This window comes from Negativibacillus massiliensis, from assembly GCF_900148495.1.
In the GTDB taxonomy this organism is placed as follows: Bacteria; Bacillota; Clostridia; order Oscillospirales; family Ruminococcaceae; genus Negativibacillus; species Negativibacillus massiliensis.
Genome location: NZ_FTRU01000008.1, coordinates 1,583,241 through 1,605,730 on the forward strand (window position 1 = coordinate 1,583,241; position 22,490 = coordinate 1,605,730).

The 22,490-nt window shown below is 43.6% G+C and carries 22 protein-coding genes and 1 other annotated feature (1 of these 23 only partly in view); of the genes, 8 read left to right on the top strand and 14 right to left on the bottom strand.

Annotated features, from left to right (window positions below; genetic code table 11):
* Nucleotides 1-24 (bottom strand) — a binding site (T-box leader) (it extends 205 nt beyond the left edge of the window).
* A 196-nt stretch (nt 25-220) separates the two neighbouring features.
* From cutA to BQ5375_RS13495, 4 genes are all read left to right on the top strand, one after another.
* A complete protein-coding gene (gene cutA, locus BQ5375_RS13480; protein WP_022133685.1) occupies nt 221-568 on the top strand; it encodes a divalent cation tolerance protein CutA in 348 nt (115 codons plus the stop codon).
* Between the two features lie 43 nt (nt 569-611).
* A complete protein-coding gene (gene arsM, locus BQ5375_RS13485; RefSeq protein ID WP_159438043.1) occupies nt 612-1,373 on the top strand; it encodes an arsenite methyltransferase in 762 nt (253 codons plus the stop codon).
* Between the two features lie 130 nt (nt 1,374-1,503).
* Entirely contained in the window at nt 1,504-3,012 is a 1,509-nt protein-coding gene (locus BQ5375_RS13490) for a bifunctional ADP-dependent NAD(P)H-hydrate dehydratase/NAD(P)H-hydrate epimerase (RefSeq protein WP_022133683.1), read from the top strand.
* 67 nt (nt 3,013-3,079) lie between these two features.
* Nucleotides 3,080-3,676, top strand: coding sequence for a hypothetical protein (locus BQ5375_RS13495; protein WP_076918071.1), 597 nt, complete (start codon nt 3,080-3,082; stop codon nt 3,674-3,676).
* A 37-nt stretch (nt 3,677-3,713) separates the two neighbouring features.
* Here BQ5375_RS13495 and BQ5375_RS13500 read toward each other — a convergent pair whose 3' ends face one another.
* Nucleotides 3,714-5,054, bottom strand: a complete 1,341-nt coding sequence (locus BQ5375_RS13500; protein ID WP_076918072.1) for a uracil-xanthine permease family protein — start codon at nt 5,052-5,054, stop codon at nt 3,714-3,716.
* A gap of 247 nt (nt 5,055-5,301) precedes the next feature.
* On the opposite strand from BQ5375_RS13500, the gene BQ5375_RS13505 reads away from it, so the two are divergent.
* Entirely contained in the window at nt 5,302-5,544 is a 243-nt protein-coding gene (locus BQ5375_RS13505; RefSeq protein ID WP_022133679.1) for a FeoA family protein, read from the top strand.
* A gap of 22 nt (nt 5,545-5,566) precedes the next feature.
* A complete protein-coding gene (feoB, locus tag BQ5375_RS13510) occupies nt 5,567-7,705 on the top strand; it encodes a ferrous iron transport protein B (RefSeq protein WP_022133678.1) in 2,139 nt (712 codons plus the stop codon).
* On the opposite strand, the gene BQ5375_RS13515 is transcribed toward feoB, so the two are convergent.
* From BQ5375_RS13515 to BQ5375_RS14435, 3 genes are read right to left on the bottom strand one after another with little or no spacing between them, the layout of a single operon-like run.
* Nucleotides 7,702-8,490 (bottom strand): DUF1835 domain-containing protein, encoded by a 789-nt coding sequence (locus tag BQ5375_RS13515; protein ID WP_022133677.1) that lies wholly within the window; start codon nt 8,488-8,490, stop codon nt 7,702-7,704. The genes feoB and BQ5375_RS13515 overlap by 4 nt on opposite strands.
* A gap of 50 nt (nt 8,491-8,540) precedes the next feature.
* Nucleotides 8,541-8,975 carry a hypothetical protein gene (locus BQ5375_RS13520; RefSeq protein ID WP_022133676.1) on the bottom strand — a complete coding sequence of 145 codons (435 nt, stop codon included), beginning with the start codon at nt 8,973-8,975 and terminating at the stop codon, nt 8,541-8,543.
* 14 nt (nt 8,976-8,989) lie between these two features.
* Complete coding sequence (locus BQ5375_RS14435) at nt 8,990-10,990, bottom strand: alpha/beta hydrolase family protein (protein ID WP_022133675.1); 2,001 nt, start codon at nt 10,988-10,990, stop codon at nt 8,990-8,992.
* A gap of 206 nt (nt 10,991-11,196) precedes the next feature.
* Here BQ5375_RS14435 and BQ5375_RS13530 point away from each other — a divergent pair, with 206 nt between their 5' ends.
* A complete protein-coding gene (locus BQ5375_RS13530) occupies nt 11,197-11,889 on the top strand; it encodes a TVP38/TMEM64 family protein (RefSeq protein WP_022133674.1) in 693 nt (230 codons plus the stop codon).
* Nucleotides 11,890-11,908: 19 nt separating this feature from the next.
* A complete protein-coding gene (locus BQ5375_RS13535) occupies nt 11,909-12,430 on the top strand; it encodes an ATP-binding protein (RefSeq protein ID WP_022133673.1) in 522 nt (173 codons plus the stop codon).
* 96 nt (nt 12,431-12,526) lie between these two features.
* On the opposite strand, the gene BQ5375_RS13540 is transcribed toward BQ5375_RS13535, so the two are convergent.
* The 10 genes from BQ5375_RS13540 to BQ5375_RS13585 form a co-directional block, all read right to left on the bottom strand.
* A complete protein-coding gene (locus BQ5375_RS13540) occupies nt 12,527-12,772 on the bottom strand; it encodes a hypothetical protein (protein WP_022133672.1) in 246 nt (81 codons plus the stop codon).
* Entirely contained in the window at nt 12,773-13,768 is a 996-nt protein-coding gene (locus BQ5375_RS13545; RefSeq protein WP_022133671.1) for an ABC transporter ATP-binding protein, read from the bottom strand.
* A gap of 11 nt (nt 13,769-13,779) precedes the next feature.
* Nucleotides 13,780-14,619 carry a carbohydrate ABC transporter permease gene (locus BQ5375_RS13550; RefSeq protein WP_022133670.1) on the bottom strand — a complete coding sequence of 280 codons (840 nt, stop codon included), beginning with the start codon at nt 14,617-14,619 and terminating at the stop codon, nt 13,780-13,782.
* A complete protein-coding gene (locus BQ5375_RS13555) occupies nt 14,616-15,500 on the bottom strand; it encodes a carbohydrate ABC transporter permease (protein ID WP_205409038.1) in 885 nt (294 codons plus the stop codon). The genes BQ5375_RS13550 and BQ5375_RS13555 overlap by 4 nt, the downstream gene beginning before the upstream one ends.
* Nucleotides 15,478-16,716: an ABC transporter permease gene (locus BQ5375_RS13560; protein ID WP_022133668.1), complete on the bottom strand. Its 1,239-nt coding sequence runs from the start codon at nt 16,714-16,716 to the stop codon at nt 15,478-15,480. The genes BQ5375_RS13555 and BQ5375_RS13560 overlap by 23 nt, the downstream gene beginning before the upstream one ends.
* A complete protein-coding gene (locus BQ5375_RS13565) occupies nt 16,703-18,751 on the bottom strand; it encodes an HlyD family efflux transporter periplasmic adaptor subunit (RefSeq protein ID WP_022133667.1) in 2,049 nt (682 codons plus the stop codon). Before BQ5375_RS13565 ends, BQ5375_RS13560 begins: the two co-directional genes overlap by 14 nt.
* Nucleotides 18,752-18,990: 239 nt before the next feature.
* Nucleotides 18,991-19,356: a hypothetical protein gene (locus tag BQ5375_RS13570; protein WP_022133666.1), complete on the bottom strand. Its 366-nt coding sequence runs from the start codon at nt 19,354-19,356 to the stop codon at nt 18,991-18,993.
* A gap of 136 nt (nt 19,357-19,492) precedes the next feature.
* Nucleotides 19,493-20,371, bottom strand: coding sequence for a UTP--glucose-1-phosphate uridylyltransferase GalU (gene galU / locus BQ5375_RS13575; protein ID WP_022133665.1), 879 nt, complete (start codon nt 20,369-20,371; stop codon nt 19,493-19,495).
* A 60-nt stretch (nt 20,372-20,431) separates the two neighbouring features.
* Nucleotides 20,432-21,565, bottom strand: a complete 1,134-nt coding sequence (locus BQ5375_RS13580) for a DegT/DnrJ/EryC1/StrS family aminotransferase (RefSeq protein ID WP_076918073.1) — start codon at nt 21,563-21,565, stop codon at nt 20,432-20,434.
* A gap of 34 nt (nt 21,566-21,599) precedes the next feature.
* Nucleotides 21,600-22,169 carry an acyltransferase gene (locus BQ5375_RS13585; RefSeq protein ID WP_022133663.1) on the bottom strand — a complete coding sequence of 190 codons (570 nt, stop codon included), beginning with the start codon at nt 22,167-22,169 and terminating at the stop codon, nt 21,600-21,602.
* Nucleotides 22,170-22,490 lie beyond the last annotated feature (321 nt).

Consider the following 22,490-nt stretch of genomic DNA (forward strand, 5'->3'; position numbering starts at 1 on the left):
ACTGATCCTGTTCCTTGCGTTTTTATGCGATTTTATCCATAGGATAGCACAACTTTCCTTTTGTTGCAAGAGTTATTTCCAAAAATCCGGTCTGTTTTTCGGTGATTTTTCTCTTTTTTCCAAAACCGCCGCCCTTTTCTGCCGGAAATTGCATTGCGGCAGTCTGTATTTTTGTGGTACAATCTTTAGGATATTAAAAGTTTCGGGAAGAAGGGAAAAAATGAAACTGGAAGTAAAAAACCTGAAAATTGAAATCTATACCCCACCCCAGTATGTCATTGAGCTGCGCGACGCCTTAAACCAGATTGGAGCCTGCCATGTCGGAAATTATGATCACGTCATCTCCTTTCAGAACAGCAAAGGCTGCTGGCGTCCTCTGGAAGGAAGCAACCCTTTTTCCGGCGAGGTCGGTAAAATCAGTCAGGATGAAGAAATCAAGATGGAACTGTACTGCCCGGCAGAACTTGCGAAGAAGGCTGTGCAGGTAATCAAAAACATCCATCCGTACGAAGAACCCGTCATCAACCTGATTCCACTGATCGACCCGTCCGATCTTGCAGAGCTATAACAGGATCTGGAAAACTTTTACTCTAATTTAAAGGAGAAACTTCATGAATAATAAAACCGATTTTGTTCGCCAAAGCTATTCCGATATTGCACAGGGCAAGGAGGATACCATCCTGTTTGCTTCGCAGGATGAACAGACTGTCAGCTCCAGTATTGGCTATTCCGAAGAGGAGATCAGCCTTGTTCCAGAAAAAGCAAATATGGGACTTGGCTGCGGAAATCCATTTCATATCGTTCCAGTCAAAGAAGGCGACACCCTCATTGACCTTGGCAGCGGCGCTGGTTTTGACTGTTTTCTTGCTTCCCACAAAGTTGGCAGAAGAGGCAAGGTAATCGGTGTCGATATGACACCGGAGATGCTCTCCCTTTCCCGCCAGATTGCAAAAGAAAACCGCTACCGAAATGTGGAATTTCGCTTGGGAGAGATCGAAAATCTTCCAGCTGCAGATAACCTTGCCGATGTTGTTATCTCAAACTGTGTGATCAATCTTTCGCAGAACAAGGCCCGCGTATACCGCGAGATTCTTCGCGTATTAAAACCGGGCGGCAGCATTGGGATTTCCGATATTGTCATCATGAAAGAACTCCCAAAAGAAATCAAGCAGGATGATAAAATGTATGCCTGCTGAGTGTCGGGTGCTTCTTCGGTCGAAGAACTCGAAAAAATTGTCCGCATGGCTGGATTCTGTGATATCTCCATCCGTACCGAACCGGTTTCCAAGGAGTATGAAGAAAAGTGGGGCGGCGAACTTACCGTTGGGCAGTATATTCTTTCTGCCAAAGTATTTGCAAGAAAACCACAGTAACCTTTTGTCTCCAATCGATAAATTCTGCTTGTTTGTACGGGGAAAAGTTGCTATAATCAAATCAGAATACTTTTGCGCCGAGCTTATTTGTGAAATGGCGCGTTGACCCCAATAGAAAGGATATGAACACATGAGAATTGTGACATCCAAACAGATGAAACAAATCGAGCAAAACTCGATTCAATACCAGATGAGCTATCTGCGCCTGATGGAAAACGCCGGATGCGCTGCTGCTCAGTTTATTGCACAGACCCTGCATGACGTAAATGGATTAAACTGCGTTGTCTTCAGCGGAAAAGGCAATAATGGCGGTGACGGATTTGTTGTTGCCCGAAAATTAAGCGAACTTGGTGCCAATGTCACCATCGTCCTGACTGACGGAGAACCAAAAACTGATGACGCTGCAAAGATGCTGCACATTGCCCGCATGATGGAACTGACTGTCCTCTCCTTCGAGGATGATCTGGAACTGGTAAACTCTGCTTTAGCTGACGTTGACGTCATTATCGATGCTGTATTTGGCAGTGGATTCCACGGAGAAATGGACGTTCGTCGCCGTCAGGTCTGCTCAATGATCAACTCCGCGATCGCAGCAGTATTTTCGCTGGATATCCCAAGCGGCGTTAACTGTGATACCGGAGAAGCTGCTCAGGATGCAGTTCAGGCTGACTTTACCATCGCCTTTGACAGCTACAAGCCTGCACATATGCTTCCGAAATATCTTCCAAATCTCGGACAGGTTACCCTCGCTCCAATCGGAATTGATCCTCTTTCCTATGTGGACGTCGAACAGAATCACTTTGTCACCGACGATGAATTTGTTTACTCCAAAATCCCGGTCAAAGAGGATAATGCTCACAAAACCTCTACCGGGAAATTGCTCAATATCGCGGGCGGCGTTGGCTGCACCGGTGCGGCCATTCTTTCCTCCACTGCTGCTTTGAGAAGCGGTGCCGGTTATGTGGTTACTGCGGTTCCGCAGGCAATTTATCCTATCGTTGCTCCAAGTCTGGTACAGTCCCCATTCTGCTTTATCGAGAATGCTTCGGACGTTGCCAGTGCCTTAAACGGCGTTTCGGCTGTTTCCATCGGCTGCGGCATGGGAACCGGTCAGCGCCAGCGCGGCATTTTGGAAGAGGTTCTTTATCTTGCAAAATGTCCTGTTATTATTGATGCAGACGGCATAAACAACCTTGCTATGGACATATCCATAGTAGCGGATGCAAAATGTCCTGTTGTTCTGACCCCGCACTTTGGAGAAATGGCAAGAATTTGCCAGACTTCGGTCAGCGAGATTCAAAAAGCACCGCTGCTGTGCGCACAGGAACTGGCTGCCCAGTTAAAGGCAACCATCGTTTTAAAGGGCGCACACACCATCATCGCTTCGGCAGATGGTCGTACCTTCATCAATCAGACCGGAAATCCCGGACTTGCAAAAGCTGGAAGCGGCGATGTTTTAACCGGAATCCTCGCTTCGCTCATCTCTCAGGGAATGCAGCCGTTTGATGCCGCTGTCAGTGCGGTTTATCTGCACGGTGCTGCTGCTGATCGATGTGTAGAACGGATGTCCGAGTACTTCATGCAGCCGGATGATATTCTCATTGATCTGGGCAGACTTTTTAAGGAACATATTCGATAAAATTCGATCATAAAAAACGGGACAGTTTGCAATCCGCACTGATTTTTCTTGTTCAGGAGGCGGTTTTATGATGCAAATGTTGTCCCGTTTTTTTGTACCCAAAAAGCTGATTGCGGTACTGCTGGCCCTTTTGGTCGTGATCGGTTCCATCTTCCTGTTTCAGAAGTTTTCCTCTTCTTCCGATGAAGCATCTGCGCAGGATCTTTCCCGTATTGCTGCCAACCTCTCCGGTGGATTTACGGCAAATCTTTCGATGGAGTACGGTGATTTTCAGTCTGCTGCCCAGTTTGAACAGCGCTATATTGGGGACTGTACCTTCCGCTTCAGTTCTCCTCCTTCTCTGGATGGATTTGAGCTCACACTCTCCGATGGAAAGGTGACAGTCTGCTACCGCGGGATTTCTTCCAGCATCTCAAATGATCAGCTGTTTGAGTCTTCCGGTGCCGGTTTGTTCTTACAGGCTCTGGAAACCATCACTTCGATGCAGGGACTTTCCTCCCAGACAGAGGATGGCATCCTTACCCTATCCCTGCCCGGCGGTGAGGAAGAGCCTGCCTTTTCTGCAAAACTAAATCCCACCGATGCAGAATTATTGGAAATTTCTTTCCCACAGGAAAATTTTAAGGTGGTCGTATCCGACTTTTCTCCCAGCAGTGCAAACTAACAAACGCTCCATTGTTAAAACAATGGAGCGTTTTCTTTTAGTCCTTATTCTGTGTTGTCACAATATCCATATTCTTTGGAAGGATGAGGCTGAGAACGATTGAAACAACAAATACGACCGCTACGCAGTTTGCTGCAAATACATCCTGAATCACCTGAGGGAAAATGTGCCAGATATCCATTTCGCTTGCAGAGGTAAAACCAATACCGACTGCCAGAGACAGTGCCACGATGGTAATGTTGCGCTGAGAAAAACCTGCTTTGGAAATCATCTGGATACCGCTGACTGTGATGGTACCGAACATCATAAGGGTACATCCACCCAAAACCGACTCTGGAAGACTTGCAAAGAAGTTTCCGATTGGCGGCAGCAGACCTGCAAGGATCATGCAGACCGCACCAGTCATAATGGTAAAGCGGTTGACAACCTTGGTCATGTTGATCAAACCAACGTTCTGGCTGAACGAGGTAACCGGAGGACAACCAAACAGGGCAGACAGCGAGCTTGCATAACCATCACATGCAAGAGAACCGGAAATTTCTCTGAGCTCAATCTCGCGGTTTAAACCGCCGGAAACCATAGCGGTTGTATCACCGATTGTTTCTGCTGCAGATACCATAAAGATAATGGTTACCGAAAGGATTGCACCGATATTAAACTTTGGAACGTATGGGAAAAGATGCGGCAGAGAGAAAAGCCCGCCGGAAAAGATCTGAGACAGGTCGATAACACCCATCATCATCGCACACAGATATCCCACAACCAGACCTGCCAGAACCGAAAGCTGTTTCCAGTATCCTTTTGCCAGAATATTGAATACCAGACAGGTTACCAGCGTAATGGAACCCAGAAGAAGATTTTGTGCCGAACCAAACTCCGGTGTATATCCGCCACCAAACGAGCGGGTACCAACGGTAAACAGAGAGTAGCCGATTGCGGTAACAACCGATGCTGCTACAACCGGTGTGATGATCTTTTTCCAATACTTGGCAAGCAGACCCAAAGTACCTTCTACAAAACCTCCGACCAGCACGGCGCCGACCATCGTTTCATAACCGTATGTACTGCCGACATAACTCAAAATTGTAACAAACGTAAAGCTGACACCCATGACAATCGGGAGTCTGGAGCCGATTCTCCACAATGGATAAAGCTGGATCAGGGTTGCAATACCCGCAATAAACATTGCGTTCTGTAATAAAATTGCAATCTGTGCATTATCCAGCCCAGAAGCTGCGCCAATGATGGTGATCGGGGTAAGATTTGAAACAAACATCGCCAGAATGTGCTGAAGGCCAAACGGAATTGCCTTTAAAATCGGCACCCTTCCATCCAACCGATAGATATTTTCTGTCGATACATTTTTGATTTCTGCCATAACCGCTCTCCTTTTTCGACATTTTTAACGTGCTTCCATTATACTTCTATTTTTTATTATTTACAAATCATTTTCATCTTTTTTACTCAATTTGTAAGCTGTTCCAGTTAAACGAAATGCCTTCCCTCAATTCTGTGCAGATTGTCCATTCTCTCTCACCTTTTTGTTCTGACGTGAATAGAATAAAACAGCTTTCTGCAATCTGCACGATATCTCAATCCACTTTAGAATAAAAGGAGTTTTCGTTATGTCCTCTTCTGCAACTTTACCACTTTCCAAACTTCGAGAAGGCCAGAAAGGACAGGTATCTGACCTGCTTCTTTCTGGTGAAATGCGCCGCCGCTTACAGGATCTTGGTCTCATTCCCGGGACCTGTGTTTCATGTCTTTATCAAAGTGCTTTCGGTGATCCCTGTGCCTACTCTGTCCGCGGAGCCGCTATCGCTCTGCGGCAAACCGATTCCCAAAAAATTCTAATCAAACTATGCTGATGATGCTGAAAGGATTTTTACTATGGGACTTACATTCGACTCAACTGGAGGTTCTGCTGCCTGCTCTGCTCGTGAGCTGTCGATTCAAAAAGAAGAACCAGACGATCTGATTATCGCCCTCGCTGGAAATCCCAACGTCGGCAAAAGCACTATCTTTAATGCCTTGACCGGAATGCACCAGCACACTGGAAACTGGCCTGGAAAAACCGTTTCCAATGCCTGTGGACGATGCGAATATCATGGCCAGGGATACCTTTTTGTCGATCTGCCTGGCACCTACTCCATCATGGCCCATTCCCCGGAAGAGGTCGTTGCAAGGGATTTTATCTGCTTTGGAAAAAGCGATGCTGCCGTCGTTGTCTGCGATGCGACCTGTCTGGAACGAAACCTCAATCTGGTTCTGCAGGTGCTGGAAATCACGCCTAAAACCATTCTCTGCTTAAATTTGATGGATGAAGCAAAAAAGAAGAAGATTTATATTGACACAAATCTTCTTTCCAAAAAACTGGGAATCCCTGTTATCCAAACGACTGCCCGGGACAAAAAAGGATTGGAAAATCTGCTGGAAACTATCCTCGTGGTTGCAAAAAATCCTGCTCCCAATATAAACACTACCCCCGCACCACTTCCAAGGGATATTGAGAATGTTCTATCCTCCCTGTGTCAGTCACTGGAGCCTGTTTTGCCGCCTCATCTTCCGGTAAGATGGACCGCACTGCGCTTACTTTGTCCTGATTCCCAGATTATAGAACACCTTACCGACCAAAACGGCATTCCCCTGACAGAAAACAGCCAGATTAACTCTCAGATTTCCTCTGCTCTTGATACATTACATCAGGCGGGTTACACCGACCAATCACTTCGAGACAAAATCGTTTTTTCCCTGGTTCATCGTGCAGAGCAAATCTGCTCTGCCTGCGTTTTTACTGCTCCCAACTCCTCTCGTGAGTTTGACCGCAAGCTGGACCACATCTTTCTCAGTCCTAAAACAGGGATACCGGTTATGCTGCTTCTGCTCTTTCTGGTATTCTGGCTCACCATCACCGGAGCAAACTATCCTTCCGCTTTACTCTCAAACCTCCTGTTCTGGTTTCAGGAAAGGCTCAGCGACTTTTTTGTCTTTTTGCACGCTCCTCAGTGGCTTCATGATATGCTGGTCCTGGGTGTTTACCGTGTCCTTGCCTGGGTCGTTTCGGTTATGCTCCCGCCAATGGCGATTTTTTTCCCTCTCTTTACCCTGCTGGAAGACTTTGGCTATCTTCCACGCGTTGCATTTAATCTGGATCACTGTTTTCAAAAAGCAAATGCCTGCGGCAAACAGGCACTAACTATGTGTATGGGATTTGGCTGCAACGCTGCCGGTGTTGTTGGATGCCGCATCATCGATTCCCCCAGAGAAAGATTGATCGCCATTCTGACAAACAACCTGGTGCCCTGCAACGGAAGATTTCCCTCTCTGATTGCCCTGATTTCTATGTTTTTTGTGGTCGGTCAGGGGATATTTCATTCTTTGTTGTCCTCTGCTGCACTTACATTATGGATTCTTCTTTCGATTGGTATGACCTTTCTTTCCTCCCGATTACTTTCTCAAACCGTCCTAAAAGGGGAAGCCTCTTCCTTTGCGCTTGAGCTTCCACCCTATCGCCGCCCACAAATAGGCAAAGTAATCGTTCGCTCTGTCTTTGACAGAACTTTGTTTGTATTGGGTCGTGCTGCCGCTGTTGCCGCTCCTGCCGGACTTTTGATCTGGCTGCTTGCAAACTTCACTATTGATGGAGAAAGCCTGCTGTTCATCCTTTCCAGCTTTCTGGACCCTTTTGCTCAAGCTTTTGGAATTGATGGGGTTATCCTGCTTGCCTTTATCCTCGGATTCCCCGCAAACGAAATTGTGTTTCCTCTGATCATGATGGGGTATCTGCAAAGCAGTGTCCTGATGGAAACAGAAAATCTGACGGCACTGCACAGCCTTTTGCTTGCAAACGGCTGGACTGTACAAACTGCAATCGCAGTCACTATCCTGTTTTTGTTTCATTGGCCCTGCTCCACCACCTGCCTGACCATATGGAAGGAAACCAAAAGTCTCAAATGGACTTCTCTTGCTTTTCTGCTCCCCACTGCAATCGGTTTTGGGTTATGTTTTGTCTTAGAGCTTATCTTTTAAATTGATTTTTTGCAAATTACCATTTGATAAAAATTTTCTGCATCTTCCTGTATCAATTTTATCTGTCCATCTTTGATCATAGAATGGATTCTTTGTGCAATAAAACCATCGCCGATAGAAAAATCAAAATTTACCAAAGTTGAAACAATCAGCTCTGATACACGCATCTCTTTTGTAAGCCTTTTCAGAATGAAATGATCATAAAAACAATCATCTACCCCTAATATTTTCCCTCCCAAAAAGACACGGAGCGGTGCATTTTCTCTTTGAAGCGTTTTCCATATACAAGAAAGACTTTGAAGCTGTGTTTGGGATAATTTTCTTTCCTGCATCAGATACTCCGGCAATCTCTGTGATTCGACTTCTCCCCAACCTTTATAACAAACAATCCCTCCCTCACTTTCCTCCCAAAATGGAAGAAAAACCATGCTGACTTGTGATTCTGCTTGGTACAACAATTCTGCAATGGAAAGGAATCCACACAAACTGTCCGCCGTTTTATCCACCCAAAGCCTTACTGGTTCTGTCTTTGATAACTGAAAAAGATCTTCTCTATTTTTAAATTGTTTTTCCAGATACATTCTTTCTTCATCCCGCCATGGGCTCAGTTCGTTTAAATGCTCAAACACTTCTTTTCGACTTTCAAAATCCGGAAAATCCGCAATATTTCCAAGCGATAATGCAAAGGCTAATGAAAGTACTCTTCCTTGGTCATTGCCAAGAAATTTATTTTTTGCCGATTTTAACAACCCTTCCACGGAAAGGTCAAAGCATACTTCTAACATCTTTTTCTCCTTCTAAAAAAGGATGTGCCGAAAAAGCACATCCTTTTTTATTATCTCTTTTTATACAGAACAATCTGAGGATCTGTTCCATTGCAGCCATACTCACAGACAAGTACAAAATCGTCATCTGCTACAAGTCCATAACAGCGTTCACTGTCTGGACGCTCAATCTGGTTTCCCCAATAAATATTCTCGTCGCGAAGAAATTTAGCCGTTTGTCCGTTTGGTAAAGGATATTCCAGATTCACATAGAATCCATTGAGCAGATTTAAGTCCGTGATGCGAAGATCTGGAATAGACAGGGCGTTAATCTCCTGTATGAGAGCCTGTTTTCGTTCTTCCATACCTTCTGTGCCAAAGTTCTGGACCCAGTTTGCCGCAACGCACTGTCCACCAAACGGGTGATCCTTTACCTTGATACATCCGCCGCAGCTTTCTTTCCGGCTGCACTTTTCACAGCAGTCCTTGCCGCAAATCGACAGCATGATGACTCCTCCCGCTACTTTTCTTCTTTGAGATAGTGATTAAACCAATCTGTGATCTCTTTCAGTCTGCGGATACGATGGTTTGGTTTACCTGAACGGGAAAGTTCATGGTTTTCTCCGTGGAACAGACAGATTCTCGATTCCACTCCATGTACCTTTAGAGCTGAGAACATCTGGTACGCCTCTACCATCCAGCAGCGGTAGTCTTCATCTGAATGGATAAAGAGGGTTGGTGTAGTACATTTATCTGCATATTTGAGCGGAGAATGCCACCATGCCTGATCAAAGTTCTCCCATGCGTTTCCTCCTGCCTGATCCATACCAAAGTAAGGACCGATATCCGAAGTTCCCTCCATCGAGATCCAGTTGGAAATGGAACGCTGAGAAGCAGCTGCTGCAAAGCGATGGGTATGACCGATAATCCAGTTGGTCATAAAACCGCCGTAGCTTCCGCCGGTAACGCCGATACGACCTTTATCGATCTGTGGATATGCAGACAGCACCTGATCGGTAAACTGCATGATGTCATCATAATCTTCCTGTCCATAACGTCCGCGGATGTCTGCAAAGCGGTTTCCTCTTCCGTCTCCGCCGCGTGGATTGCAGAAGAATACGAAGTAACCGCAGTTTGCCCAGTACTGCATTTCGTGATAGAACACAGCTCCGTAAACGGTCTTTGGACCACCATGAATATCCAGAATAGCCGGATAGCTCTTTTGTGGGTCAAATCCAACCGGCTCGAGCACCCATCCGTCGATCTCCACTCCATCGGTATCGGTAAAACGAATCATCTTTGGTGTTACCACTGATTTGCCTTCCAATGCCATGGCGTTGATTTGGGTCAGACAAACCTCTTCTCCATGCTCTACTGTGTACAGCTCCTGAAGACCGGTTTTTCTCATCGCAACATAAACAAGTCGACCATTCTTTTTGTCCATGCAGTCAACCGAACCTTCATCTGCTGTCAGAGAACTAATCATACCATCAAAAGAAACGTGGTTGATTTTAGACCAGTTACGCTCAGTGGTGATATAGGTTATACCGTCTTCTTCACCGACCATGCTCTTTCCTCCGCCATAACGGCAGTCAGAACCGACGCTGCTGTAATAGGAGCGGTCAGGCTGGGAAATCAGCTGTAATTTTTTATTTTCTCTGTCATAGCAGTACAGATTTGCATTTTCATTGATGCCATACTTTTTGTTTTCGGTGGCTGTCACCACAATCTTTTCCCCAGCATATACAACATGGTGAATGTTCCAGGTTGCCAGTGGAACAAGTACGGTTTTCTCTTTGGTTGCAAGATCGATTTCAACCAATTCCTGTTTCAGGGATTCTACTCCCTGAAAATCGCTTCCACAGTAAACCAGTTTTTTCTTATCCTGCGAAAGGTCATATCCTTCCAGCTGATATTTTGCTTCGGTCAGTGGCTCCATCACCTTTTCTACTGCATGGTACAGGTACAGGCGGCTGCGTTGGAGGTTGGTAATTCCTGCACCATTTCTCCAGAATGGAAGCTCGGAAAATACCTCATAATCCTTTTCTTCCTTGCGGGAAGCAAGCAGTTTTTGACGTTCTTCCCGGCTCATTGTGAAAAAGTTTTCCGGCAGGTTATTATCATAAGATACATCCAGCAGATAGGTGTCTGCATCAATAGATGCAACAACTCTTGCAGGAGCATCGATGGTCATTCTCTTTCTTGCTTCACCGCCGTGCAGGGAGATTACAAAACAGTCGGTGTAGTACTGGTCCACTTCTTCCGGTTTTGTACGGTCTCTGCGCGAAGTAAAGAGCAGTGTATCATCATTTAACCACAAAAAAGAAGATTCATCTTTTCCGGCAGTCAACATTCTGCACTCTTTGGTGTTCAAATCTACAGTCCAGATTCCCGATGTGTATCCATCTTTTTCCTCATTGCTTTTGCTTACAACAAAAGCAGCTTTGTTTGCACTTGGGCTGAGCTTTACATTGGACAAAAAGTGATAGTTTAAAAATTCATCCAGCTTGATTGCTTGCATCGAAAAACACCTCTTTTAATATACTTGGTATCTTTTTTTCTTCGATTTCTTTTTCCATTTTATCATATAATTTTTCAAATAGAAAGATATTTTTGAATCTATTTAACAAAAAGTTCCTTGACTTTTCTCTTTTATATACTACAATTAAGTCATTATCAGCCGTGTTTGTTGTTTTTTTATTTTATATATTAAGGAGCGTATTCATCTTGCATCCATCCAAATTGACAAAAACACTCAAAATCCTTCCGCCCATTCTTACCATACTTCTGGTCATCATTTCTATCATAATTGGAAGCCGTATGTCCCTTTCCGGACTGATTTCCTATCAACCATCCAATATCATCCTCGCTGCTGTGGGAATTGTTGTTCTGTTTGCGGTAAAATCTCTTTCGGTAATTTTTCCGCTATCTGCTCTGTATATTGTCTCTGCCTTTTGGTTTGGGACTTTGTGGGGAATTATCATCAATTATATTGGCCTTATCGTCTGCGTTTCGGTCCCTTATTGGATTGGTCACCATTTCGGCAGCGATCTTATCGATCATTTAATTGAGAAATATCCTAAACTACAACAGATTCAAAAACTTGGTATTTCCAACCAGATCATGCTTTCCTATCTGCTTCGCATTGTATCTGTTCTTCCCGGTGATTTGTGCAGTCTTTTTCTGGGAGCCTGCTCAACGGATTACAAACGATATCTGATCGGCTCACTGCTGGGACTTTCTCCGGTAATGATTCTCCATGTTTTATTTGCTGACCTGTTCTCACAAAGTCTATCTGGCGGATTCCTGTCCGCACTTACCCCGAAAAGCCTTGTCACCATCGTGGTATTAATTGGTATTTCCGTAGTTTCTTCGGTTCTACTCAATAAAAAGTATTCCAATCCTGACAAGACACTATAATCTAACGGGAGGATTCTGCATGTCCAAACACTGTATCTTAATTAACGGAACCATGGGCGTTGGAAAAACCACAGTATGTAAGGAACTGATGAAACTGCTTCCTGCCAGCGTATTTCTGGACGGGGACTGGTGCTGGTACAGCCATCCTTTTACCGTTACCGAACAGACCAAACAGGTTGTTATGGAAAATATCGGTTTTACGCTGAAAAATTTTCTGAAATGCCCCGATTATCAAAATGTTATCTTTTGCTGGGTAATGGACCAGCCCAGTATTTTGGATGAGGTCATTTCCCGTATTGAACCTGCACTGGGAGATACTTCTCTCTTTTGTATTACACTCACAGCTTCTCCCCAAGCTATTCGGGAACATCTGCAAAAAGATATTGACGCTCAACTGCGTGAAGAAGATATTATAGAACGCAGTCTGGCACGCCTTGCCCTATACGATAAACTTTCTACTCAAAAACTCGATATTTCTAACCTTACACCAAACCAAGCTGCAAAAGCTATTATCTCACTTATTACAACATCATTTTCTTAAAACTAATAACCCTCCAAAACGTTTCTTTCTGCAATAAAAGCCAGCATCCAAATGATGCTGGCTTTTATTATACTCTAAATCATTATAACCATATACTTAATACAGTTCAATACATTTAAAATATCTTCCTTCTTTCGGCAAATTTTGTGGCACAGAAACAATTTTTCGTGCAACCAACTCTTCATTGACAGAACCAAAGACAATATGATAAAGCTCATTGGCAATTTCCAGTCTATTCACTCCATGTCTGACAGCAGTAATATCTATATCATTTGCCAAATCCATCAGAGTATCAGCCATCGCTGATCCAATGCATTCTTCCACAAGATGTTCTATTTCCATCTATAAAATCCTCCTTCCGTTATCTGGATCAAACTGGTGCAAAAGTTCTCTATCCATCTGCAAAAAGCATCTGTCGCCCTCTTTTAAACTGCAATCAACACCTGCTAAAACGGCCAAAGTGCCCTGCCTCTGTGTTAAAACAAAGAGAATCTTCTCTCTTCCTGTGTGCTCCACTGTCATGACTTTTGCTTGGATATGATCAGAGTTTAACGTAATGTAGATATGCTCGGGGCGAATCCCCCATATCTTTCCCTCTTCTTCCCAGATATTCATCGGAGGAGAGCCAATAAACTGTGCTACAAACAAGTTTTCCGGTCTCTGATATACATTCTGCGGCGTATCAACCTGCTGAAGAACACCTTCCCGAAAGATCGCGATTCTATCCCCCATTGTCATTGCTTCCGTCTGGTCGTGTGTTACATAGATTGTTGTAGTCCCCAGATTTTTTTGGAGGACAGTAATCTCCCTTCGCATCTGAACCCGCAATTTTGCATCCAAATTGGACAGTGGTTCGTCCATCAAAAATAATTTCGGTTCGCGAACCATTGCTCTCGCCAAAGCAACACGCTGTCTTTGACCACCCGATAATGCAGCTGGTTTTCGCTTAAGATATTCTGTCAGCTCCAGTGTTTTGGCAAGCTCAGTGACACGATAGCGGATTTCATCTTTTTTCATATGCCGCATTTTTAATGGAAAGGCAATATTATCAAAAACGTTCATGGTAGGATACAATGCATAGTTTTGAAACACCATGGCAATATCCCGTTCTTTCGGAGGAACATGGTTGATTATCTTTCCATCCATACAAATTACCCCACTGTCAAGCACTTCCAGTCCGGCAATCATACGCAAAGTCGTTGACTTTCCGCATCCGGATGGCCCGACAAATACCAAAAGCTCCCCCTCATTCACCTCCAAGTTCACATCTTTGACTGCATGAACTTTGTTATCGTACCATTTGTTTACCTGCTCTAATGTTAAAAATACATCCTTCATGATTATTTTCCTCAATCTTTTAAACCAGAAGCTGAAATCCCTGCTTCCAAGTATCTTTGTCCAAAAAGGAAGATCAGCAACGCTGGCAAAAGCATAATTACTGACGCTGCCAGAGATGCTCCTGCATTTTCTGACGTTACTGCAGGAAGATAGAGCGAAAGCGGCCACAAGGTTTTATCCTTTAAGAAGGTCATGGGCTGTTCCAGCATGTTCCAATATTCCAAAAATCCCAATACAACTGCAGACAAGATTCCGGGAGCTCCGAGCGGAAGTCCAATATACCAGAATATCTGCCATGGTCCTGCTCCATCCAAAGCAGCAGCCTCTGTTAACGCTGTTGGAATCGCTGCAAAGAAACGGATCATCAAAAATACCGGAAAGGTCGATACCGCTCCGGGCAGAATAATTGCCCAGACAGTATTCATCAATCCAAGTCGGTCCAAAACAAAATAGCTTGATACCATCGTTACCTGAAATGGAAGCAGCATTAGCACAATATAAATAGCATACAAAAACTTCTTCCCCCAAAAGTCATATCTTGCAAAAGCCCAGGCCGCTGGTGCTCCAACCAAAATCTGTCCTATCACAACCGGAAATACCTGACCACAGGAATTCCAGAACATGGTGAAAAATTCTGGAGAATCCAAAAGCAGCTCCACATAAGAATGAAGCGTTGGATACTGCGGCAAAAGTGGCCACAATGCATAACCGGTTTTGTCAGATAAAACCGGAGCCAGATTCTGTGTCATCTCCTCACTTCCCATAAAGGAAGCCGAAATTATCATCCACAACGGAATCCACACAAGCAATGCCAATACACAAAGCAGTATTGCAATCAGCCACTTTCTCATGACTCTTCACCCCTTCCCCACATCCACTGCAAAATTCCAATCACACTAACCACTGTTATTGCCATGAGAACTGCTCCTGCACACATCTTGTCAACATCCAACTTGGTAAACCAGTTGTTAAAAAGATGCTGCAGCAGATAAATACTCTCATGTGGGTAGCTTCCTGCTATCAGGTATGCTTCCCGAAACACCTTAAAGGAGTTTAAGAGCGACAGTACTGTCACAGTAAACAGGGTAGGAATCAAATTAGGCAGTGTGATTTTTAAAAATCGTTGCCAGGAATTTGCACCATCCAGAGAAGCAGACTCATACAAAACCGGTGATATGGATGTAATTCCCGAAAGCCACAGCACCATATCATAACCAACATTTTTCCAGATATATGTAAAAATCAATACAACAAACGCCCATTCACTGTTTAGCCAGTCTATTTTTTCTGCTCCAATTCCTGCTAAAATCCGATTGAGCAGTCCATTTTCATGAAAGAATACCTTCCATAGCAACACGACAGAAGCTACTGGAATGGACATTGGAATCAAAAAGGAGGTTTTGAGAATCCCTTTTTGTTCTTTGATTGCATCAATCAACAACGCTAAAATCAGCGAAAGAATCAGCAGCAAAGGTATACACACCAAGGTAAAACGAACTGTATTTTTAGCAGCAAGCTTAAAAGCTTCATTTTGTAGCACAGCCACATAGTTTTTTAATCCTACAAATTGTCCGCTCATAGATGAAAAAAAGGAACGCCGCACAACATCCACAAAAGGAATCAGTACAAAAATACTGACTAATATAAGGCTGGGCAGCAAAAAAAGCCACGGAACCATCTTTTCTTTTGAAAATCTCAGTGCTGTACTCTTACTCTTCTTCATTTTTGTCATTTCCTTTTTCCTGTTCTTTGATTAAATCAAGCCACTTATGATATCTGTCCATCATCCACTGTGATGTCATCCAAACTGGCGGCATTGTTAAGATGGAAGCTGGTGGATATTGAAAAATCCGCTCACCAAAGATCCAGGTTAAAATCAGCACCATTCCCCAATACACAATACTTTTCCAAAAGACAAATCCTGCTCTCTTAACATATTGCAAGTTAAAAATAAATAAAAGCAACACCACTGCAATGATGGAAAAAACTCCACTATAAAAAAATTGTTTCCAAAACCATTGTTCCCAGACAGAAGGAAGCTTGATAAGAATCTCCTTTATGGGATAAATAACACTTCTTCCCAATTCGCTCCCAAAACTGGTATCTGACCATCGTGTAGGCAAAAAACGATCTGGGATGGTCCATGGAAATCCTGCTGCCCAACAAATGAAAAGAAACTGCATTAAAACAAACAGAATCGTAACCAATAGAATCAATTGCGTACTCCGCACTTTCCAGATTTGATAAATCAGTTTCAGTGTAAGACTTCCCCACATCAGAAAAACTGGTATACTACTCATCGCTTCTGTAATCCATGAAAATAATCCCAGATCCGTTATCTTGCCTGCTGGAAGATGGCATTGATTCAGTATCTGTTCTGCCTGCATAACCCCTGTCTGAGATTTTGGCAGACGAAACAAAATCCCTGAAAATTCTGTTGTATTATCTTCCTGGGCTGGAAAAAATGCGGTGCTTTCATCTCCATCAATAACACCTCGTACATACCAAGTTTTTCCATTCCATAAAATAGATCGTCCCACAACCTCACTGGAGCCCCATAAAGTGTCCGCTACTGATTTGTCAATCACACATCCTCTTTCGTCTGATGCCCAGTATCCTGATAGAAATTTAACTGGGTATAATAGGGATATATCTCCATAGTATTCTAAAATCTCTCCTGTAACACTCCGGTCATTTTGGTCTCCCAACAATTGCTGGGACTGCTCGGTCCTCCACATCACAAACTCTGGTACAAATCCTCCATCTTGATGCTGCCACCTGAGTTCCTTGGAAAGATATGCTGGAGAAACGCCGCTTGTTTCTTCCCACCGAACAGAAATATCGTTTTGATACCATAATGTCCATTCACTGTAGAAAGAAGCCAGATACCATGCAAGAACAAACAACAGGCAGATAAAAAAAGCTCCTGCTCCTTTAATCTTTGACACGCACCCTGTCCCCTTTCTCGATTGGCTTAGAGGCAGAAACCACAACTTGATCATCAGGCATGAGAGGACCTTCCACTGCCATATTTTTACTGTCCTGTGCTTTGACATTTACTTCTATAGCTTCTACCTGCTGCTCTGTACCCATTACGCTTTGATATTCCCTTATGACCAGCACAACGTCCGCTCCATCGATATTTCGAAGAGAAGAAAGTGGAAGGATATTTTGATACTGCTCACTGTTCTTTTCAATTTCCAAAGTTGCCGATACTTCGTTAAATACACTGCCTTCTGGTAAATTTACAATAACACGAACTTTTCCCTCTTCATTTACTGTACCAATAGAAGCAATCTGAACCGTTTCATTTTTTGTTTTTCCTCCAGTTGTATAGGACAATCTTCCTTCATCACCCACCGACAACTGCTCTGCCGTTTCTTCATCCACCATTGCAGAAAACTGAAAATTTTTATCAGTACGTGCCAGTGTCACTGCTGAGGAGCCGTCCTGTATATTGCCTGTCTGTTCCGGCAATTTTTTTATCGTTCCATCAACTGGAGAAAAGATGATACCCTGATTTTCACTGATCTCCCGAAGCAATGTTTGTAATTTCTGTTTTTCTTTTCGCTGGGCAATACAGTTTAATTTTTCTGATTCATTCTGTAATCTGGCAGACTCATCGCTCTGTTTTGCCTTCACTGCTTGCTGTTGTGCCATTTTTAACTCTGATTTTGCCAAATCAATTGCTCTTTGCGCTGCCAGAAGTTCCTTTTCTTGATTAAGTTGTCGATCTTCTTCATTCCTGTTTGCGGTCTTCAGCGAAGACTTTGCTGAATCAACCTTTCCTTCTGCACCGCTCACCGATGCGTCATCACGGAAATCTGTTCTATTTTGAGCAGAAAATAAGTCATCTTCTGCTGATTCAACTGACTCATCTGCACGATCAACCAATTCTGATTGATATTCTCTTACTCGATCCACTTCTTCCTGTGCTCGTCTGACTGCTGAATTAGCATGATCCAAATTCTCTGAAGCATCCTCTAGAGTAGGCTTAAATTCGTCTGCCTGTAACTTGGCTTCTGTAACTTCTTTTTGAGCCTGCTCTATTTCTTCTGGGGAAGCTGGTGGGTCCTGCTGCTGAAGTTCTTCCAATCTTTCCTGCGCTTTTGTTAAAGCATCCATGAACTGATTATAAACGGTAAGGGCATTGTTATATTTTCTTTCTGCTGTGCTGGCGGATTCCTGTGCTATTTCCAGCGCATTTTGGGCGGAAGCAATCGCAGAATCGCTTCCGTATTGTGCGTCTTCCAGCGCATTCCAGGCATCATTTAATTTATTTTCCGCATTTTCTATGGTCGAATCTTTTGCTTCTTTTTCTGCCTTATCAAGATCAGACAATGCATTTTGGTAATCTTCTTCTGCCTGATCCATATCTTCATTGGAGCGATTTTCCGATAACTCCAAACTTTTTAACAACAAATCATAATCCTGTTGGGCTGCCTTTACCTTTTCTTCTGCCTGCTTTATCTGCTCATCTTGTGAAGTAGAAATGTCAATTGAGTAGTTTGCAATCTTTTGATCAAGAATCTGAATCTCATAGTTAACCTGCTCCAATTTATCCTGCACATCTTCCAGATTCATCTCCAATAAAGGATCATTTGCTTTGACACGATCCCCTTCCTGTACCAGGATGCTGGTTACACGAACCTCATCTGGCAGCTCAACATCAACGGTATTTTGAGACGCAACGCTTCCGGATAATGTGTATCGTTGTGTTAAGATTCCTGCTTTTGAAGTTTCCACCGATACTTCTGCAATGGCCATTGCTGTTGCTGTACGGGAAACTACTGTTAGGATTAACATGACAGCAAAAAAAGCTGCCAGTAATTTTAAAGCTTTATTTTGCTGAGGATTTTGAAAAAGGTGTTCTGGCCTTTTTCCACTAAGCAATCGTTCCTTCTCCAACTCCAAACGATCCTTTATAGCTCCTTGTGAATCTGCGGCAATCTGCTTTGTATTTTCGAACAAATGATAATCCATACCATAAACCTCCTGTCATCAAGTTATCCTATCATTTTTTTCTCTAAAAAAACTGGAAGTTATTCTTTTTCAGGAATTGTTTAAGCGTAAAAAACGAAATACAAAAGAAAAGCCCTCACCATTTTGGTGCGGGCTTTTCAAAATAAAGACAGTAAAAAGACGGTTTCGAACATTCGAAACCGTCTTTTATTTTGTATCTGTATTTGTAAGGGGGTTAAACTAAACGACAACATCAAGTTCTAGTTTTTGGCTGCTGCAGAAAGGCTCTTTCTTACCTGTTTTTCTGTTGTAGCAGTATTTTTCTTTGCCTTGATTACTTTTGCTTTCTTTGTTGTTTTTTCTGCTTCTTCTTTTTCCTTTACAGTAGTCTTCTTTTTAGAAGAAGTATTGGTGGATTTTTTGATCACTTTGCGACCAGAAGGCAAAACAATCTCATTTGGAACTTCTTTTGCAGCATCCTCATCCGGCAGATAGTTACCCAACTGGACCTGCTCAAATGATGTTGGATAGAAAGAATCTGCAGATGCTGTTGAGATTGTGGAAATTCCTGCAAATGCCATACATGCCGCCATTAACATTGCAAATGCTTTTTGTTCACGCTTCATAAAACCACCTCAAAATATTACAATAATTTTATTGATTTTATTATATACCTTTCTTCTATCGGATTCAATGTCACTTTAAACCAAAAAAAACTGGCAAAAGTAGATACTTCTGCCAGTTTTTTACGTTTATCATCGTTTACAGTCTAGCTGCAACTTCTTTCAGGTAATCGCGGAACTGATCTTTTACCTGTGGGTGCTGCAGGGCAACTTCCACAATTGCCTGCAAAATACCGAATTTATTGCCCATATCATAACGGGTTCCGGTATATTCCACACCCATCATTCCTTTGGTCTGTGCCAGCACTTTCATCGCATCGGTCAGCTGAATTTCGCCGCCTGCACCCGGTCTGGTCTTCTCCAGAATCGGGAAAATTTCCGGTGGAAGCACCACTCTTCCCAAAATCGAATAATTGGAAAGCACTTCGGTCAGGGATGGTTTTTCAATCATATCGGTCAGATGAAAGACGCGGTCTTTTCCCTCCACCTTTTCAATAGCAAGAGAGCAATATTTGCTGATATCTTCCATCGGTACCGGTTTTATTCCCGCTACACCGACGCCAAACTCTTCATAAGCTTCACAAAGTTCACGGCAGGCTGGACGTTCCCCGTTGAGGATAACATCATCGCCGTACAAAACAGCAAATGGTTCATTGCCTACAAATGCTTTTGCACAAAGCACGGCATGTCCCAAGCCTTTGGTTTCTTTCTGGCGGACATACTGAATATTTGCCATATGGGAAATGGCAACCATCTGGTCATAAACTTCCTGTTTTTTGCTTGCAAGAAGTCTTGCTTCCAATTCTGGATTGCGGTCAAAATGGTCCTCAACGGTCGTCTTTCCTCGGCTGGTGATAATCAGAATATCCTCAATTCCGCTCTTGACCGCTTCCTCTACAATATACTGGATTGCCGGTTTATCAACAATCGGGAGCATTTCTTTTGGCATGGACTTGGATGCCGGAAGAACTCTGGTTCCAAGACCGGCAGCCGGAATTACCGCTTTTTTAATTTTCATACATTCCTCCATCGCTTTGCGCTGCTTTGTACTTTTGCAGCCATACAGACCGAATCCTTCTTACAGGTTCAGTGCTGCTTTGACTGCATTAGCTACAAATCGAATATCTTCTTCGTTTAAATATGGGTGCATCGGAAGAGAAAGAACTCTCTCGCACAGAGATTCTGCTACTGGGAAATCCCCTTTCTTGTATCCCAGGTCTGCAAATGCTCCCTGAAGATGCATCGGTTTTGGATAATAAACCATGGTCGGAATTCCCTGTTCCTTCAGCTCTTTCTGCAGATGTGTTCTCTGTTCCTTGCTGTCCAGAATCAAAGTATACTGTGCCCAACTGGAATAAAATCCTTCTGGAACAACTGGTGTTTTAACAACGTTGCCCAAATACTCGTCATAAAGTTTTGCTGCACGGTTTACGCTCTCCAGCTCATGGTCTTTAAATGCCTGCAGTTTTACCTTGAGCACTGCTGCCTGAATGGTGTCCAGACGGGAGTTCAGACCAATGCGGAGGTTGTCATATTTGTCCGCAGGACTCTTTCCATGTACACGGATTGAGCGCATATAATCTGCCATCTCATCGTCATTGGTAAATACTGCACCGCCGTCACCATAGCATCCCAGAGGTTTTGCCGGGAAGAAGGATGTTGCTGCTGCATCGCCAAAGCTGCACGCTGTACGGTCACCGATCTTTCCGCCAAATCCCTGTGCACCGTCTTCCAGAAGAAGCAAGCCATGCTTTTTGCAGATTTCTTCAATCTTGGTATAATCTGCCGGCTGTCCAAACAGGTCAACTGCAATCACTGCTCGTGGATTGAGTTTGCCTTCTTTTTTTACCTGTTCGATTGCTTCTTCCAGCTTAACAGGGTCTACATTGAAGGTTCTTTCATCTACATCCACAAATACTGGTGTTGCACCCTCAAATGCAACTACCTCTGCACTTGCAAAGAAGGTGAAAGTCGGTACAAATACAGCATCTCCTGCTTTGATATCCCATGCCATCATAACCAGAGTCAGTGCATCGGTACCGTTACCGCAGGTAACACAGTGTTTTACACCAACATATTCAGCCAGCTGCTGTTCCAGTTCTGTTACCTGCTTGCCGCTGATAAAGTTACAGTTTTCTGCTACTTCCAGCATTGCTGCATCCATCTGTGGCTTCAAAACCTGATATTGTCTTTTTAAATCACGAAATTCCATGAGGATTTTCCCCTCTCTTCTTTAACGATATCTGTTATTCTTTTTCTTCAACCAGCCCGTCATCACTCTTACGGTATTTTCTGCCGCAGTCCGGGCAGGTCAGATGTTCATCCAGCACCTGACCACATTCACAAGCCCATCCAATCTGACGTGCAGGAACTCCTACCATCAGTGCATGAGACGGCACATCCTTGGTTACAACTGCTCCAGAACCGATCAGTGCCCAGCTGCCGATAGTATGTCCACAAACAACAGTGGCATTTGCACCGATGGTAGCACCCTGTTTTACCAGAGTTTTTTTGTATCCGGCAGAACCTTTGGGGTATTTCGCTCTGGGAGTCAGGTCATTGGTGAATACCATCGAAGGGCCGCAGAACACATAGTCTTCCAATTCCACCCCTTCGTAGATGGAAACATTGTTCTGGACCTTGACGCCATTTCCGATTGTTACATTGCTGGAAATATTGACGTTTTGTCCAAAGGAGCAGTTTTCACCGATCACTGCACCGCTCTGGACATGACAAAAATGCCAGATCTTTGTGTTTTTTCCGATGGTTACATTATCATCCACATAGCTGCTCTCATGTACAAAATAGTCTGACATTTTAAAACGTCCTTTCGTACTGTTTTTAGGATTGTATGCCACAAAAGCAGCCTGTTGATCCGGCTGCTTTATTTTGTGGTTGATTGTTTATTTTTGATTGGTTTCTCTTCTGCTCAGTTAAGTGTCACAGAGGTTTTACCCTCGTAGCTCTACAACCTTTTCTATCCAACGAGCAAATACCACGTGCTGAAACCAGAGCACAAACAGTGTCCAGCTTTAAACTGGAGTCTTTGCATCATAAGCAAACAGGGTACAGGCTTAGCTTGCCGAGCGAGTGTGTTAACACGAGGGATTGCCGCGGATAGTATCTGTCATTTTACA

Coding starts and splice junctions, on each gene's coding strand:
- cutA (WP_022133685.1), top strand. CDS start 221: ATGAAACTGGAAGTAAAAAACCTGAAAATTGAAATCTATACCCCACCC.
- BQ5375_RS13490 (WP_022133683.1), top strand. CDS start 1,504: ATGAGAATTGTGACATCCAAACAGATGAAACAAATCGAGCAAAACTCG.
- BQ5375_RS13495 (WP_076918071.1), top strand. CDS start 3,080: ATGATGCAAATGTTGTCCCGTTTTTTTGTACCCAAAAAGCTGATTGCG.
- BQ5375_RS13500 (WP_076918072.1), bottom strand. CDS start 5,054: ATGGCAGAAATCAAAAATGTATCGACAGAAAATATCTATCGGTTGGAT.
- BQ5375_RS13505 (WP_022133679.1), top strand. CDS start 5,302: ATGTCCTCTTCTGCAACTTTACCACTTTCCAAACTTCGAGAAGGCCAG.
- feoB (WP_022133678.1), top strand. CDS start 5,567: ATGGGACTTACATTCGACTCAACTGGAGGTTCTGCTGCCTGCTCTGCT.
- BQ5375_RS13515 (WP_022133677.1), bottom strand. CDS start 8,490: ATGTTAGAAGTATGCTTTGACCTTTCCGTGGAAGGGTTGTTAAAATCG.
- BQ5375_RS13520 (WP_022133676.1), bottom strand. CDS start 8,975: ATGCTGTCGATTTGCGGCAAGGACTGCTGTGAAAAGTGCAGCCGGAAA.
- BQ5375_RS14435 (WP_022133675.1), bottom strand. CDS start 10,990: ATGCAAGCAATCAAGCTGGATGAATTTTTAAACTATCACTTTTTGTCC.
- BQ5375_RS13535 (WP_022133673.1), top strand. CDS start 11,909: ATGTCCAAACACTGTATCTTAATTAACGGAACCATGGGCGTTGGAAAA.
- BQ5375_RS13540 (WP_022133672.1), bottom strand. CDS start 12,772: ATGGAAATAGAACATCTTGTGGAAGAATGCATTGGATCAGCGATGGCT.
- BQ5375_RS13545 (WP_022133671.1), bottom strand. CDS start 13,768: ATGAAGGATGTATTTTTAACATTAGAGCAGGTAAACAAATGGTACGAT.
- BQ5375_RS13550 (WP_022133670.1), bottom strand. CDS start 14,619: ATGAGAAAGTGGCTGATTGCAATACTGCTTTGTGTATTGGCATTGCTT.
- BQ5375_RS13555 (WP_205409038.1), bottom strand. CDS start 15,500: ATGACAAAAATGAAGAAGAGTAAGAGTACAGCACTGAGATTTTCAAAA.
- BQ5375_RS13565 (WP_022133667.1), bottom strand. CDS start 18,751: ATGGATTATCATTTGTTCGAAAATACAAAGCAGATTGCCGCAGATTCA.
- BQ5375_RS13570 (WP_022133666.1), bottom strand. CDS start 19,356: ATGAAGCGTGAACAAAAAGCATTTGCAATGTTAATGGCGGCATGTATG.
- galU (WP_022133665.1), bottom strand. CDS start 20,371: ATGAAAATTAAAAAAGCGGTAATTCCGGCTGCCGGTCTTGGAACCAGA.
- BQ5375_RS13580 (WP_076918073.1), bottom strand. CDS start 21,565: ATGGAATTTCGTGATTTAAAAAGACAATATCAGGTTTTGAAGCCACAG.
- BQ5375_RS13585 (WP_022133663.1), bottom strand. CDS start 22,169: ATGTCAGACTATTTTGTACATGAGAGCAGCTATGTGGATGATAATGTA.